The organism is Nocardiopsis sp. LDBS1602 (assembly GCF_035818715.1).
Classification (GTDB): Bacteria; Actinomycetota; Actinomycetes; order Streptosporangiales; family Streptosporangiaceae; genus Nocardiopsis; species Nocardiopsis alba.
In genome coordinates this window covers 26734-41705 of sequence record NZ_JAYLVW010000001.1, presented here as the reverse complement: position 1 = coordinate 41705, position 14972 = coordinate 26734, and the positions used below count along the sequence as shown (strand labels likewise).

12 protein-coding genes are annotated in these 14972 nt (G+C 70.7%); 6 read left to right on the top strand and 6 right to left on the bottom strand.

All coding sequences use genetic code 11. The annotated features are described in order from the left end of the window. Positions 1-4: 4 nt before the first annotated feature. The 4 genes from U9J66_RS00180 to U9J66_RS00165 all read right to left on the bottom strand — a co-directional run bounded on the left by U9J66_RS00180 (position 5) and on the right by U9J66_RS00165 (position 4800). The gene (locus tag U9J66_RS00180) at positions 5-1090 is read right to left on the bottom strand and encodes a magnesium and cobalt transport protein CorA (protein ID WP_326336615.1); all 1086 of its coding nucleotides are present in this window, start codon (positions 1088-1090) and stop codon (positions 5-7) included. A 71-nt stretch (positions 1091-1161) separates the two neighbouring features. Then, on the bottom strand, positions 1162-1809 hold the full coding sequence (locus U9J66_RS00175; protein ID WP_326336614.1) for an alpha-ketoglutarate-dependent dioxygenase AlkB family protein: 648 nt from the start codon (positions 1807-1809) through the stop codon (positions 1162-1164). A gap of 48 nt (positions 1810-1857) precedes the next feature. Then, positions 1858-3654 (bottom strand): hypothetical protein, encoded by a 1797-nt coding sequence (locus tag U9J66_RS00170; RefSeq protein WP_326336613.1) that lies wholly within the window; start codon positions 3652-3654, stop codon positions 1858-1860. Between the two features lie 135 nt (positions 3655-3789). Then, entirely contained in the window at positions 3790-4800 is a 1011-nt protein-coding gene (locus U9J66_RS00165; RefSeq protein ID WP_017535182.1) for an EamA family transporter, read from the bottom strand. Between the two features lie 71 nt (positions 4801-4871). Here U9J66_RS00165 and U9J66_RS00160 point away from each other — a divergent pair, with 71 nt between their 5' ends. Continuing rightward, positions 4872-5792 carry a LysR family transcriptional regulator gene (locus U9J66_RS00160; protein WP_017535181.1) on the top strand — a complete coding sequence of 307 codons (921 nt, stop codon included), beginning with the start codon at positions 4872-4874 and terminating at the stop codon, positions 5790-5792. A 7-nt stretch (positions 5793-5799) separates the two neighbouring features. On the opposite strand, the gene U9J66_RS00155 is transcribed toward U9J66_RS00160, so the two are convergent. Next, positions 5800-6729, bottom strand: a complete 930-nt coding sequence (locus tag U9J66_RS00155; protein ID WP_014911988.1) for a LysR family transcriptional regulator — start codon at positions 6727-6729, stop codon at positions 5800-5802. A 315-nt stretch (positions 6730-7044) separates the two neighbouring features. On the opposite strand from U9J66_RS00155, the gene U9J66_RS00150 reads away from it, so the two are divergent. The 3 genes from U9J66_RS00150 to U9J66_RS00140 all read left to right on the top strand — a co-directional run bounded on the left by U9J66_RS00150 (position 7045) and on the right by U9J66_RS00140 (position 11104). Further along, entirely contained in the window at positions 7045-7587 is a 543-nt protein-coding gene (locus U9J66_RS00150; protein WP_161109985.1) for a GNAT family N-acetyltransferase, read from the top strand. Between the two features lie 134 nt (positions 7588-7721). Continuing rightward, positions 7722-8930 (top strand): hypothetical protein, encoded by a 1209-nt coding sequence (locus tag U9J66_RS00145; protein ID WP_017535180.1) that lies wholly within the window; start codon positions 7722-7724, stop codon positions 8928-8930. 95 nt (positions 8931-9025) lie between these two features. After that, entirely contained in the window at positions 9026-11104 is a 2079-nt protein-coding gene (locus U9J66_RS00140; protein WP_081536584.1) for an FUSC family protein, read from the top strand. Positions 11105-11623: 519 nt separating this feature from the next. Here the strand turns inward: U9J66_RS00140 and U9J66_RS00135 are convergent. Further along, the gene (locus U9J66_RS00135) at positions 11624-12277 is read right to left on the bottom strand and encodes a cyclase family protein (protein WP_014909514.1); all 654 of its coding nucleotides are present in this window, start codon (positions 12275-12277) and stop codon (positions 11624-11626) included. 234 nt (positions 12278-12511) lie between these two features. On the opposite strand from U9J66_RS00135, the gene U9J66_RS00130 reads away from it, so the two are divergent. Next, positions 12512-13195, top strand: coding sequence for a lysophospholipid acyltransferase family protein (locus U9J66_RS00130; protein ID WP_014911110.1), 684 nt, complete (start codon positions 12512-12514; stop codon positions 13193-13195). A gap of 282 nt (positions 13196-13477) precedes the next feature. Next, positions 13478-14824 (top strand): FAD-dependent oxidoreductase, encoded by a 1347-nt coding sequence (locus U9J66_RS00125; protein WP_017535178.1) that lies wholly within the window; start codon positions 13478-13480, stop codon positions 14822-14824. Positions 14825-14972 lie beyond the last annotated feature (148 nt).

The window sequence follows — 14972 nt, the reverse complement described above, 5'->3', positions numbered from 1 at the left end:
CGGCTCAGAGCCAGTCGTTGCGCTTGAAGACCAGATACAGCGTGAGACTGGCCAACGCCATGCCCGCCAGGGTGAGCGGCCAACTGAACATCCAGTGGAAGCCGCTCTGGGGGGCGATGTTCATGCCGTAGATCGAGGAGATGAGGGTCGGTACCACCAGGATGCCTCCCCAGGAGGAGACCTTCTTCATCGCCTCGTTCTGCGCCCTGTCGACGAGGCTGCTCTCCACCGACATGATGTTCTGCAACAACTGGCGGAAGCCGTCCACGTGCTCACGGGCGACCGTCACGTGGTCGGCCACGTCGCGCAGGTGCTCGCGCAGCTCGTCGCGCATCCCGGCGTGCGGCCCCCGGATCACGGGAGCACCGTGTCCGGTCCGGTCCAGAGGGACCATGAGCTCGTCCAGGACCCGGCCGAGCGGATCGACCGCGCGTTGCAGGAGGATGAGCTCGCGGGCCAACCGGTACGTGCGCCGGGAGGCCCCCTTCTCCCCCGCGAAGACCTGGCTCTCCACCTCGTCGACGTCGTCCTGAAGCCCCGCGATGGTGGGGGCGTAGTCGTCCACCACCCGGTCCAGGACCGCGTAGACCACCCCGAGGACCCCGTGTCCGGCCATCCGGGGGTCGTCGCGCAGGCGGGTCCGGATCCCCTCGAAGTCGGTCCGGGTGTCGTGTCGGATGGTGATGACGAGGTCGTGGGTGGCGAAGACGTGGATCTCGCCGATCCGCACCGATTCCCGGTCCTCGTCGTACTCGGCCGGACGCAGGACCAGGAACAGCACCTCCCCGTAGGTCTCCGCCTTGGGCCGCTGGTGGGCGACGATCGCGTCCTCCACCGCCAGGAGCGGCAGGTCGAACAGCCGGGAGGCCTCCAACAGCTGGGACCGGTCGGGCTCGGTCATCTCGATCCAGACCATCGGACGGTCGTCGCCGTCCAGCGCCGCGCGGGCCTCGGCGAGGGTGGAGGCGCTCCGCACCGTCTCGCCCTCCCGGTAGAGCCCGATCCGGCACTCTCCGGGCGGAGCGTCCACGGGCAGGGCCGCCCCGTCACGGCCCAGGGCCATGGTGCGCTCGGGCGCGGACTCGTCCACGGTCGTCCTCCCTGCTCTCCCCTGCCCACGATCCTGGCCCGGACCGTGCCCGGGGGCGAGCGGACACGCCCTCAGCGGGAGAGTCCGGAGGCCCGGATCGTGATGTTGAGCCGCCCCTTGAGCCCCAGGGCGGGGTCGGCCGTGCCCGGACGGACACGGGGGACCCCGTGGTAGGCCGGCCGCGAGGGGCCGCCGAAGACGAACACGTCGCCGTCGCGCAGTTCGACGTCGGTGTAGGGACGACCCCGGTGCTCGGTGCCTCCGAAACGGAAGACGCAGGTGTCACCGAGACTGATGGAGACCACCGGGGCCGGGGAGCGTTCGTCCCGGTCCTGGTGCATGCCCATACGGGCGTCGGCGTCGTAGAAGTTGACCAGGGCGACGTCATGGGCGTCGCCCTCGTAGGGCTCACCGTAGGCGGCCTCCACGGAACGAACCGCCAACGCGCCGAGCAGGTCGGGGAAGGGCCGGACCGGGGTGCCGTCGGGCAGGGTCCGGCTATAGGCGTAGGGGCGCCAATGCCATCCGAGGGCGACCATGTCGACGCTCATGACCCCGCCGCTCGGCATGGTGTGCCTGCGCATCCCGGCGGGCCCGCGTGCCCATTCACGGCAGCGTCGCACCAGGTCGATCCGGGTCTCCAACGGCAGCCTGCCGGGCAGGTGGACCGCTCCCGGGGCCACGGTGACCGGTGGCGCGTCGAACAGGGCGTCGTCCATGTCCCCATTGTGCCCCGGAGCGACGACGCTCCGGGGCGAGAGGGAACCTCAGCGGCGCATCAGGTCGCGGATGTTGACCACCAGCAGCACCACGACGATGAGCACGATCGGCACCGTGACGGCGATACGCCAGTCCGCGATGAAGGCGACCACCACCCCCACGATCAACCCGATGGCCACCGCGGCGATCGCCAGTCCCGTGAGGTACTGGAGGAAACGGCGACGGGCCACGGAGTCGATCGCGGCGAACAGCAGGACCACACCGAGCATCGCCCACAGCGTCATCTGACCGCTGAGCAGGAACAGGGTGAGCGCGAGGGAGAGCAGGAGCAGGGGCGTGCTCAGCGCCACCCACAGGTGCAGGAACCGGGTGCTGCGCTGCTCGCCCGAGGCGTAGGGCATGTGCGGCGCCTTGAGGTGCCCGGTCGGCGAGGGCACCAGCGGAACGTCGCTGTCGAGGGCCCGCAGGTGGGCGTCGCGCTCATCGGCGGTCAACGCCCGCCTCTCGTAGATCTCGGCGAGCTCCCCCTCCAGGTTCTCGATCTCCTCGGAGTACTCGCGGGCGCGGGGCCGGGAGGAGGCCTCACGGGCCAGCACCAGGCGCGCGGACTCCAGCCTTCGGATCCGGTCCCGTCGCTCGACGATCTCGGATTCGTACTCGCCGATCCGTTCGTCGAGGGCCCCCACGTGGGAGCGCAGCTCGGCCCGCGCCGCGGCCTCGGTCGGCGCGACCTTCTGGAGACCGACCCAGGCCAGCGGGTCGGCCCAGGAACGACGGATGGTGCCGTCCCGCTCGTAGCGGGGGCCGCTGGGCGCGCGTTCGCCGTCGAAGAAGTCACGGGTGTCGCGCCCCCACAGTCCGCGGAAACCGTGGACCCAGGGGGTGTCGTCGTCGATGAGGACGGCGTTCCACTCCCGGTCGCCGCCCGGCCCCAGCCGTTCCCCGTCACCGCGCGCGTAGTCCACGAAGGGGACGCCGATACCGTGCATGGCGCTGTCCGCGCGGAAGAGCCGCCGGCCGAGGTTGCGCCAGGCGCTGACCAGGCCCCGCAGGAAGGAGGGGTCGACCTGGATGAGGTAGTCGCCGGGGAGCATCTGGTGGGAGTGCGAGCCCGCGCCGACGTAGATCATCGGGTGCTCGCCGTCCCGGTGCAGGTCCGGGTCCTCCCAGGAGCGGCGCAGGTCGTCGCCGTGGTATTCGTGCGAGGAGGCCCCCACCCAGACCGGCCGGGTGGTGCCGTCGGGGTTCTCCACCACGTAGACGGTGACGCGTTCCCAGTCGGCCTCGTGGTCGTTGACCCCGCCGTAGATGGTGCGCCAGTCGTTCATCGCGTAGAAGAACCAGTACTGGAGGACGATGTAGCCGCCCTCGCGGGTGACCCGCCCGTAGTAGGTGGCCCCGCCGTTGTCGACCCGCTCGCGGTAGCGGGTGACCGCCGCGAAGGTGACCCCGCCCGGAACCGCCCCTCGGACGAGCAGCGAGATCTTCATCAGGATGTCGAGGACACGGCCGAGGACGCCGACGGCGGCCAGACGGCCGCTCTTGGGGATGACCGAACGCGCCATGCCCTTGAAGCGACGGGCCTCCTCGCGCAGGGTCTCCTCCTGCACGAACCTCAGGTGCTTGTGACGGTGGGGCCACTCCTCCTCGGCCCGCGCCAGACGGTCCAGGGTGAGCTCCCCCGCGGGGACGATGACACTCTCACCTCCGCCGGGCTCCTCGATCCAGAGACTGCAATTGCGTACGTAGGCGTCCACGTCGGTGGGGAAGAAGAGCTCTCCCTTGGTGCACATGAGCACCGGCTCGTGGGCGCGCAGAAGTTCGAGGTTGGTTTTCGCCGCCATGATTGGCACCAAGCTAGTACATACACGGGCCCGAACGCGTTGCGCGGGGGTGTGTCCGGGGCGTGGGCCGGCTCATGTCCACGTGTTCTCCGCCCCTCGTCCCTTCCGCTCCACGGACCCTTCACGAGGGACGGGTCAGGCCGCCTCCACGGTCGGTTCCCGGAGCGTCCCCGGAGGGGGAACGGGGTCGGAGGCGCCGTCCTTCGCCCCCGAACCCGTTCCGGTGCGGTATTCGCGCACCACCTTCCTCTCTGGGACGGCGGGGCCGCGGGCCTGGTCCCCTCGGGCCGCGCCGATCCCGGCGACCACCACCAGCCCCATGCCCACGAGCTGGACCGCGACCGGGGCCTGGCCGATCACGATCATGCCCATCACCAGGGCGACCGCCGGTTCCAGACTGGAGAAGGTGCTGTAGGCGGTACGGCTCATCCGCTGGAGGGCGATCATCTCCAGCAGGAACGGCACCATCGGGAAGAGCAGCGCGATGAGCAGTGTGAAACCGATCAGACCGAGGTCGGGGTCGACCAGCGCCCCCGGAGCCCCCAGCGGCGCGGTCACCACCGCGCCCACGGTCATGGCCAGGGCCAGCCCGTGCACGGCGCCGAACCCGGCCCCCACCCGCTGGGTGAGGACGATGTAGCCGATCACGCAGACCGCTCCGGCCAGCGCGAACCCCAGACCCACCAGGTCCAGGTCGCCCTGCCAGGGACGGGTCAGGCAGATCACGCCCACGACGGCGGCGACGATCCACACCAGTTCCCTACGGCGGCGCATCGCGGCCACGGCGACCACGAGGGTGCCGAGGAATTCGATGGAGGTGGCGGTGCCGAGTTCGATCCGCGCCGTCGCCTCGGAGTAGAACAGCATCATCCCCGCGCTCGCTGTGCCCAGGATCACCACGGCGCCCAGCTCACGGCGGCTCGCGGCGCGTACGGCACGCCACAGGGAGCGGCCTCCGAAGGCCGTCAGGAGCAGCGCGGCCCACGTCAGACGCAGCCAGGTGACGGTGGCGGGGCTCGCGTGTTCGAAGGCGGTGACCGCCAGAGAGCTGCCCGTGTGCAGCGTGAACATGCCGATGAGCAGCATCATCGGCGCCGGGATCTGGAATCGGGCACGGCCGAGGGAGGGGAGGTATGAGCGGATCACCCGACCATTGGATTGCAGTCCTCCGTTTCTGTCCACGAACCGATGGTGGATGAACCGTGTAGTTTCGGTTGATGGACTTCACTCGGCTGCGTCTACTCGTGGAACTGGAACGACTCGGCACCATGGCGGCCGTGTCCGAGGTCACAGGCATGAGCACCTCGGCGGTCTCCAAACACTTCTCCGTCCTGGAGAAGGAGGCCGGGGTGCCCCTCCTGGCGCCCGACGGCCGCCGCGTCCGGCTCACCCCGGCGGGGCGGAGGCTGGCCGAGCACGCCGTGGACATCCTGGCCCGGGTGGAGGCGGCCCAGGCCGAGTTCGAGGGGGAGGGAGCCCCTGTCGGCCGCGTCGACCTGGTCATGTACACCTCGGCCGCGCCGATCGTTCTGCCCGCCCTGCGCCGTTTGAGGAACGACCACCCCGGGATCGACATCCATCTGACCGAGTACGAATCGGAACAGGCGCTGGATCTGTTGCAGGACGGGGAGGCCGATCTGGGGGTGGTGTACCAGTACAGTCTTCTCCCCCGACGTTTCCCGGGAATACTGACGGTATATCCGATGGGCACGGAGAGTCTCCTGCTCTCCCAGCCCTCACGAGGGGCGGACAGCCGCATCCTCACCCGGCGCCGCCTGCGCGAACTGTCCGACGCGGCGTGGATCGCCAGCCCCTTCCGAGGGGACGAGGAGGCATTGGTGCACCGGATGTGCGCCGACGCCGGCTTCACCCCGCGCATCGTGCACCGGATCGACACCCTGGAGCTGTTCGAGGAACTGGTGGCCACCGGCATGGGGGTGGGGGTGGTACCGAGGCTTTCCACCACCACCCGGCGCGGGATCGCCCACGCCCCGGTGGGGGAACTGGGCGGGGTCCGACAGGTGTACCTGGCCGGGCGCACCGGCGGCTGGGCCTGGCGTCCGATCCGGGTGGTGGCCTCCTACCTTCGAAGGGCGGCCGAGGACGTGCTCGACGACGTGCCTCCGCTGCCGTTCTGAGGCGCGGTCAGCCCGCTATCGCGAAGGGTCCCACCGAGGGGACCGGCACCTTGCTGGCGGCCTCTCGGACCGCGGTGAGCAGGGGTTCGGGCGTGGCGCCCGCGCGGGAGAGCACGAGGATGTGGCGTCGGGCGGTCTCGCGTACCCCGCGCACCACGATCTGGGGAAGGTTGAGCCCGGTCCAGGCCAACCGGGGCATCAGGGCCACGCCCAGCCCCGATTGGACCATCGCGAAGACGGCGCTGAAGTCGTCGACGGTGTGCACGACGCGCGGCTGGAAGCCGGCCTGGTTGGCCGCGGCGGTCACACAGGCGTTCCACGCGGTGCCCGGAGCGGACATGATCCAGTCCTCGTCCGCGAGGTCGTCGGCCAGGTGCAGGCTGGTCCGGGTCGCCAGGGGGTGCTGGTAGGGCAGGATCGCGTCGAAGAGCTCGACCATGACCGGGTCGCTGCGAAAATCCGGATCCCCGGCCGGGGGCAGGTGGCTGGTGGACATGGTGACGGCCACGTCCAGACGGCCCGAGCGCACCATCTCGGCGCTCTCCTCGGGCTCGGCCTGGACGACCTCGAAGCTCCAACCCGGGTGGCTGTCGCGCAGTCGGGCCAGGGCGGGTGCCACCAGGTCGCTGATGCCGGTGGAGAAGGAGCCCACCCGCACCACGCCCCGGTCGCCGTCGGCGTACTCGGCCAGGTCGGCGGTGGCGCGTTCCATCTCCGCGAAGATCACGTGGGCGCGTTTGAGCAGCACGCGCGCGGCACCGGTCAGCAGGAAGCGGCGTCCCTGGCGCTCGACGAGGGGGACGCCGGCCTCCTTGGCCAGGGCGGCGAGCTGTTGGGAGACCGCCGACGGCGTGACATTGAGCGCCTCCGCGGTGGCGGCCACCGTGCGATGGTGGTCGAGGGCCTGAAGAAGCTGCAAGCGCCGAACGTCGATCATGTGTCCCAATTTATGACAGAACGCCTGAATATCGACGTGGTTTCGGTCCGATGACGACTTCTTTGCGGGTGATTCCCTGCACATCGTCCGACCACCCCCGCCACCACGGGCCTTGGGGACACCAGGAAGAAAGATTGCACTTTCTTCTCCTTTAGTGATCACATGCCGGGTTTTCTCCGTGTCATGGCCCCCAGCGCCTTCCCCGACACGTACAGTCGGACGCACAGCTCAACCACGGATCCGCTTCGAGCGGCATCCTGGGAGACCAGTGCCCAAGTCGGTGGAACGGGTGAGAAGAACATGCAAAATTCGCTGATGACCAAACCTCGACCTGGCAGCGTCGACGTTCTCGGTTTCCGCTACCTCGGTGCTCACGAGGTGGAGGAGCTCGCCGACCTGTGGGGTGCCCTCCACCAGCAGCACACGATGACCAACCCCCACCTCGAGGACATCATCAGCTCCGTCGGCCTGGACGAGTCCTGGCGACGACGCCGCGCCCAGTACAAGGCGTGGCTGGCCGACCCCGAGACCATGGCGATCCTCGCCGAGCACGACGGCGACCTCGCCGGCTACGCGATGGTCACCATTCGAGAGAGCTCCCAGGGCAGCTGGGACCGGGGCGAACGCATCGCGGTGGTGCAGACCTTCGCGATCGACCCCGAGTACACCGGCACCGGGGTGGGCTCCAAGCTCCTGGAGGAGATCCGTAGGCAGCTCGCCTCCATGGGCGTCCGGGACATCGAGTTCTCCGCCCTGGCCACCGCCTCCGAGGACATCGACTTCCTGGAGCGGGAGGGCTTCCGTCCCTTCGTCACCACCATGGTCTGCCGCGTGGACGGTTTCGGCGCCCACGACTGACCCTCTCGGCACAGGCCCACAGAACCGGCCCCCGCGCGGTCTCACCCACGTCCCGCGCGGGGGCTTTCCCATGCCCCGGCGGCGCCCCGCGACACACCCCGGCACGTCGAGGCCGAAAACGCTACGCTCGCCCCGTGGCCTCCTCCGACTCCAGCACCTGTGTCTTTCCCGGCTGTACCCGACCGGTCCCCCGCGGTTCCTCCCCCGGGCGCCCGCCGCAATACTGCGACCTGCCAGAACACACGCGTTGGCGGGCCTGGAAGGAACGCCAGCGGCTCGCCCAAGAGGCCGAGAGCGCCGAGAACGACGCCCGCGCCGAACGCGAGGAGCGCTCCCCGGTCGCCGCGCCCCGCGACGCCGAACCGGTCACCACGGCACGTCTGCGCGCCGACGACCTGCTCACCCGCTTCGCCGTCCAGACCGAACAGCTGGAGACGACCCTGAAGGCCGCCACCGAGGCCTTCGCCACGATGTCCGACCCGGCCGCCGCCGAGGCACAGGTGGAGGCGGCCCGTCTGGAGGCCTCCCGCCGGATCTCGGAGGCCGACTCGGCCCGTCTGGAGGCGGAGAACCGCCGCCGCGAGGCCGAATCGGCCCGCAGATCGGCGGAGGAGGCCACCGAAGCGGCCGTCGCCGCCACCCAGGACGCCGAACGCATGACCGAGGAGGCCCTGCTCCGCCGGGACGCCGCCGAGGCCGAACGCGACCGTCACGAGGAGGCCGCCCGAACCGCGCTCCTGGAACGGGACGCCGCGACGGCCGAGGCCAACGCCGGTCTGGCCGCCGCCGAACGCCGGATCTCCGAGACCGTCGAACGGGCAAGGGCCGAGGCCGAACGCGAACGCGCCGAGGCCGCGCGGACCCTGGACCGGGCCCGGAAGGAGGCCGAGGTCCTGCGCGAGGAGCTCGCCGAACGGTCCCGCCTGCTCGACCGGGCCGAACGGTCCGCCCGTGACGCCCTGGCCCGCGCCGAACGGGCCGAGGATCTGGCCCACCGGGCCGCCCGGGAGCTGGAGACCGAACGCGAACGTCTGGGCGCCGAACTGGACCGGGCCCGACGGAGTCTCGAATCGGACCGCGCCGCCGCCGAGGCCGAACGCGAACGCCTCACCGCCGAACTGGACCGCTCCGCCGCGGACCGGGAACGGCTGTCCTCCGAACTGGAGGGGCAACGCCGCCAGGCCGAGATCACCCTGGCCGAGGCCCGAGAGGCGGGGGCCGCGCGGCTCTCCACCGCCGAGGAGGCCCGTGACCTGGCCTTGGAGCGGGCGGAACGGGCCGAGGCCGAACTCCGGGCCCTACGTGAGAAGGAGCACGAAGAGGCCGCTCCCCGGTCCGGCTGACCCGGCCTCCCACCCGAGAAGTCCCGTTCGTACCGATATCTCGGCTTAGGATGGGGGCCGTGCGAGATCTGGGAACCACTGGTGAGACCGGCCCGATGCCTCTGGGCGAGGGCGGGTCCGACCGGGGACCCGAACGCGCGACCGTGGGGGAACGCCCCCGCCCGCGCGTGGACCTCAAGGCGCTCTTCGGGCTGGAGACCGGCCACTGGGCCTGGACCACCGCCGTCCAGGCCGCCATCGCGATGACCGTCTCCTTCGCCCTGGCCTCGCTCCTCTTCGGAGCCCAGGTCGGCACCCTGGCCGCGCTGGGCTCCATGACCGTCCTGTACGAGAAGAAGACGCCCTACGCCTACCGCGCCGCCGCCCTGGCCCTGGTCGGGCTCGGCTTCGTCGCCGCGGTGGCCGTCAACTCCCTGGCCGCCTCGCTGTCGCCCTGGGCCGCCGTGGCCTCCATCGGCCTGACCGCCGGACTCGCCACCTGGGTGTGCGCCGCCTGGCGGGTCGACAAGCCCGGCCCGATGTTCTTCGTCCTGGTCGCCACCATCTCCACCATCGCGCCCAGCGGCGTCGCCGACGTGCCCCTGCACGCGCTGATCGCCGCCCTGGGCGCCGCGGTCGGCTGGACGGTGTCGATGTCCGGCGCCCCCTTCCGCGCCCGCCACCCCGAGTACCAGGCGGTCGCCGGGGCCTACCGGGCGCTGGCCACCCTGCTCCGCGCCGTGGGCACCCCCGAACTCGACCACGCCCAACACCAGGCGTCGGTGGCCGTGGCCGACTCCTGGCGGATCGTGCTGCTGGGCCAGACCCGCGGCTACCGCACCACCGCCGAGGCGGCCCGACTCCGCGCCCTGCTGCGCTGGGTCTCCGACATCCACCTGTCCGCCACCCAGGTGTGCATGGCCCGCCCCACGCCCCTTCCCGACCAGGCCGCCGAGTTCGCCGACCGGATGGCCGTCGCCGTCGCCGACCCCTCCCGCGCCCCCGACCCGGAGTCCCTGGACGAACTGCGCCGCGGCATGCGCCCCCGATCCCTGGAGGCGCGTCTGTACAACCTGCTCTCCCGCGCCGCCCAAGCGGCCCGGCGCAGCGCCCAGGAGGAGGACGAACGCCGCACCGCCACCCTGCACGACGAGCGCTACCCGGCCCTGTGGTCGGCACTGCGCTCCAGCCTGAGCCGCGACTCCCTCATCCGCCCCACCGCCATGCGCATGTGGCTGACCGTCACCGCCGCGGGGGCGTTCGGCCTGTGGCTCGGCCTGGACCACTACTACTGGGTCGCGCTGACCACCACGTCGGTGCTCCAGGCCGGAAACGTGGTCCTCACCCTGAACCGGTCCGTGCAACGCTCGCTCGGCACCCTGCTGGGGGTCCTCGCCGGAGCCGCGCTGATCATGTCGCACCCGCCGCTGTTCGTGGTGATCGTGCTGGCCGGACTGTTGCAGGGAGCCACCCAGCTGGTGGTCGCCCGCAACTTCTTCTACGCCTCCGTGCTGCTGACCCCGATGGCGCTGATGCTGTCCTACACCGCCAACCCCTACCCGGTGAGCGACCTCGTGGTGTCCAGGATCATCGACACCCTCGTCGGGTCCGCCTTCGGTCTGGCCGGGTCACTGCTCCTGTGGCGCAAGGCCTCCGCGACCCGGCTCCCCCAGGCCATCGCGAACGTCCTGGAGAAGACCCGCCAGTGCATGCAGGCGGTACTGGACCCGGACGTGGAGATCACCGAGGAGCGTCGCTACCGGCTGCGCCGCGACATGCGGGCCGCCGCCGTCAGCCTCCGCGGAGTGTACGAGAGCGCCATCGGCGACGCCCCCAAGGCCGCCTCCACCCGCCCCCTGTGGCCCGTGGTGGTGGCCACCCAGCGCATCGGCTACCTGGCACTGGCCGCGCTCTCCCAGGACCGCAACCCCGAACCTGCGGGCGCCATCACCCTCCAACGGGTGGACCTGGCCTTCCAGGAACTCATCGTGGCCATGGAGGAACGCCGGACCCCGCGTCTGGGCGCCCTCCCCCGCCTGCCCGCCTACCCCAGGATCAACATGGAGCTGCGGGCGCTGGCCAACTCGATGACCAGCGCCGTCGCCCAGGACGAGCGCGCCGCCCAACAAGAGGCCGAACGTCGCGCCCGCCGCGAACGCCGCCGCGCCCAGGACGACACCGACGCCGACCTGTAGACGGGGTGTGACGGGCCGCCCGGTCTTCTACCCCGCCACGGGGGGGTGGGACCGGTAGCCGGTCTCTCACACCAACCCCCAGGGGTGCGACCGGTACGTGCCCTCCTATATCAACCCCGGGGGGTTGCCCGTTCGGGCGCCGGCGGGGTTCTGGAGGTGCCGCAGGTGGGGTCGCGAGGAACGAGTGACCACACCGGAGGTGCCGAAGGTTCCCGCCTCCCCTGGCGCCCGAACACGGCCCGAAGCGCCAGCGGAGGGCCAAAGCAAACACTTTCGGGCCTCAACCCCGGCAGGGTGTAACCGGTACGCGATCTCCTACCTCAGACACGGGGGGTGCGAGCGGTACGTGTCCTCCTACACCAACTCCAGGGAGTGCCCGAAGCGCCGGCGGAGGCGCAAAGCAAACACTCTCGGACCCCAACCCCAGCAGGGTGTAAGGGTCACACGACCTCCCACCTCACCCCCTGGGGTGAAGGCAGGAGACCGCGTGCACCGGCCCCGGGTGGTGAGCCCCCTCCCCTACTCCACGAGGGCGAAGGCCCGGACGGGGAAGGCGGCCATGCCGCGGACCTTGGCGGGGACCGCGTAGAAGGTGAACCCTTCGGCGGGCAGCCGGTCGAGGAGGCACAGGTGGGTGACCACGGGGATCCCGCCCGCGAGGAGGACCGCCTGGACGGGGCGTGAGCCCTCGGTGATCGGCGAGGTGTCGTCGACGCTGGTGGAGTCGATGCCGACCAGGGTGACACCGGCCTCGACGAGGGCCTTGGCGGCGGTCTCGGTCAGGTGGGGGTGCTCGTAGGTCCCGTAGGTCTCGGTGCGCCAGTGTCGGTCCCAGCCGGTGCGGAACAGGACGGCGCGGCCTTCGAGGTCGCGTCCGGCGAAGGCCTCCGGGCCGATCTGTCGACCGTCGGTGGCGTCGACCACGATGCCGGGCAGGTCGGCGACGCGTTCCAGGTCCAGGTCGGCCGGGTCGGCGGCGTCCCGGTAGGGGTGGGCGGGGATCTGGATGTGGGTGCCGGTGGCTCCGGGCAGGGTGACGTGGCCGCCACCGTCTCCGTGGCCGGGGGTCTGGCCCGCGAAGGCCGAGCTCTCGCGGATCTCCGGTCGGGGGATGCCGGGGACCGTGACCATTCCGTCGGTGATCTGGTGGCTGACGTCGACCGGTTTCGGCATGGCTGTGTTTCCTCACTCGCATCAGGAAGAGGCCCTCTGACCCTGGCCAGAGGTCTAGACCATCAGCCTAGCGCGGGTGGCCTGGATCACGACAGTGCCACGAGGCGGTCTTCGACCACCACGTTCCCGCTCCGACCACCGCTAAGCTCGATGGAGTCGTCGCGGGCCACCGCTCCTCCCGGCCCCGCCACCTCCACAGCACACCCTCACCCACCGAGAAGGGGCGACTCCATCGTGTCACTTTACGGAGCGGCCAAGGCCGTCGTCACACCCGCCACGCGCGTGATGTGGCCTCAGCGTGTGGAGGGGCGTGAACACATCCCCGCGAGCGGACCGGTGATCCTGGCCGCCAACCACCTCTCGGTGATCGATCCTCTCTTCATCGGTGTGGCCTGCCCCCGCCAGGTGCGCTTCATCGCCAAGCGCGAACTGTTCGACGAGAGCACCTGGGCGAAGAGGCTTCTGGCTCGGGGCCTGCGCGCCCTGGGCCCCCTGTCCGTGGACCGGCGCCCCGGCCAGAGCGCCCAGGAGGCCATGGACAACAGCCTGGGCGTCCTGGAGAGCGGTGAGGTGTTCGGCATCTTCCCCGAGGGCACCCGCTCCCCCGACGGCCGCCTCTACCGGGGCCAGACCGGGCTGGCCTGGCTGGCCTTGACCACCGGCGCCCCGGTGGTCCCGGTCGCGCTGGCGGGGACCGGGCGCATCCTGCCGCCCGGGCGCAAGATGCCCTCGTTCAATCGGGTGGGCGTGCGCTTCGGCGAGCCGGTGGACCTGTCCCCCTGGAAGGGCCAGGCGGGTCGGGCCCGTCCGCGCCGCGAGGCGACCGACGCCATCATGGACGCGATCGCCAAGCTGTCCGGGCAGGAGCGGGTGCCCAGGTTCGCCGCCTCGGTCAAGGCGGAACTGGAGCAGCGGTGACTTTCCCCACACCGAGCTCGGGGCTCATTCGCCCTTGAAGGAACGTTGACCACAGACCGAAGGGCCTTTAACCCGGCCCCCATCCGGCCTCTGGCCTGCGATCCCGCCCCGGGAGAGCACACGGGGCGTCACCGACGCCCCCGTGGGAGTGAGCAGAATTCCCCACCTTTATAGTGGGGTATGCCGGTGAAGGCACCGGATAGATTAGGCAAGCCTTACCTTGAGATGGCGTCCGACCCTGGCGCGAAGACTTGGAGTTGTGCGATGACGCGACCACTGCGAGTGGGAATCGTGGGTGCGGGCCCGGCGGGAATCTACGCCGCGGACCTGCTCACCAAGGACGAGTCCCTATCCGCGAGCGGCACGTCCGTCAGCATCGACATCCTCGACAAGCTGCCCTCCCCCTACGGACTGGTCCGCTACGGCGTGGCCCCCGACCACCCCCGGATCAAACAGATCCAGGGAGCCCTGCACAAGATCCTCGACAAGCCGGAGATCACCTTCTACGGCAACGTCGAGTACGGCGTCGACCTCAAACTGGAGGATCTGCGCCACCACTACGACGCCGTCGTCTTCGCCACCGGCAGCGACCGGGACCGTCCTCTGGACATCCCCGGCGTCGACCTGCCCGGTAGCCACGGCGCCGCCGACTTCGTCTTCTGGTACGACTCCCACCCCGACGTCGACCCGTCCTGGCACGTCGACGGCACGAGCGTCGCCGTGATCGGCGCCGGCAACGTCGCCGTGGACGTCGCCCGCATCCTGGCCAAGGACGCCGACGACCTGCTGTCGACCGACATCACCGACAACGTCTACGAGGGCCTGCGCGCCAAGAAGATCACCGACGTGCACGTGTTCGCCCGTCGCGGTATCGCCCAGTGCAAGGCCACCCCGATGGAGCTGCGCGAGCTGGACAAGCAGCCCGGCGTCGAGGTCCTGGTCTACGCCGAGGACTTCGACATGGACGAGGGCAGCCTCGCCGCCTGCGAGGAGTCCAACCAGGTCAAGACCAACGTCAAGGTCCTCCAGAACTGGGCCATCCGAGACCCGCGCGGGGCCGAGCGCCGCCTGCACCTGCACTTCCTGCACTCCCCGGTCGAGATCCTGGGCGAGGACAAGGTCACCGGCCTGCGCACCGAGCGCATGGAACTGGCCGGCGACGGAAGCGTCAAGGGCACCGGCGAGTACGTCGACACCGAGGTCCAGGCCGTCTATCGCGCCATCGGCTACCTGGGCTCGCCCCTGGTGGACCTGCCCTTCGACGAGGACCGCGGTGTGGTCCCCAACGACGGCGGCCGGGTCCTGGACCTGGACGAGAAGCCCGTCGACGGGGTCTACGCCACCGGCTGGATCAAGCGCGGTCCCGTGGGCCTCATCGGCCACACCAAGGGCGACGCCCTGGAGACCGTCACCAACCTGGTCTCCGACCGCGACTCCTTCACCCCCGCGGTGGAGCCCGACCCGGCGGCCTTCCGGGCCCTGCTGACCGAACGCGGCGTCGAATACACCACCTGGGAAGGGTGGCAGCGTATCGAGGCCCGTGAGGAGGAGCTGGGCGCCGAGCGCGGGCGCAAGCGCCTGAAGCTGCTCACCCGTGAGGAACAGACCAACGTCGCACGTCAGGCCTAGCCACGTGTGAGTTCCCGGCCGGCCCCGCGCCCCTCTGCGGGGCCGGCCCTCTTCTTCCCACCCGTTCCGCGTCCGCCCGGCACCGTGAGATAGCGCATGCGTCTCTCCCGAAGTTCGTGGAACAAGACCCCGCGTCGATGGGTTAGAG

Excerpts from the sequence above, each read along its gene's own strand:
- U9J66_RS00175 (WP_326336614.1), bottom strand. The coding sequence starts at position 1,809 with ATGGACGACGCCCTGTTCGACGCGCCACCGGTCACCGTGGCCCCGGGA.
- U9J66_RS00135 (WP_014909514.1), bottom strand. The coding sequence starts at position 12,277 with ATGCCGAAACCGGTCGACGTCAGCCACCAGATCACCGACGGAATGGTC.
- U9J66_RS00170 (WP_326336613.1), bottom strand. The coding sequence starts at position 3,654 with ATGGCGGCGAAAACCAACCTCGAACTTCTGCGCGCCCACGAGCCGGTG.
- U9J66_RS00160 (WP_017535181.1), top strand. The coding sequence starts at position 4,872 with ATGGACTTCACTCGGCTGCGTCTACTCGTGGAACTGGAACGACTCGGC.
- U9J66_RS00155 (WP_014911988.1), bottom strand. The coding sequence starts at position 6,729 with ATGATCGACGTTCGGCGCTTGCAGCTTCTTCAGGCCCTCGACCACCAT.
- U9J66_RS00150 (WP_161109985.1), top strand. The coding sequence starts at position 7,045 with ATGACCAAACCTCGACCTGGCAGCGTCGACGTTCTCGGTTTCCGCTAC.
- U9J66_RS00140 (WP_081536584.1), top strand. The coding sequence starts at position 9,026 with ATGCCTCTGGGCGAGGGCGGGTCCGACCGGGGACCCGAACGCGCGACC.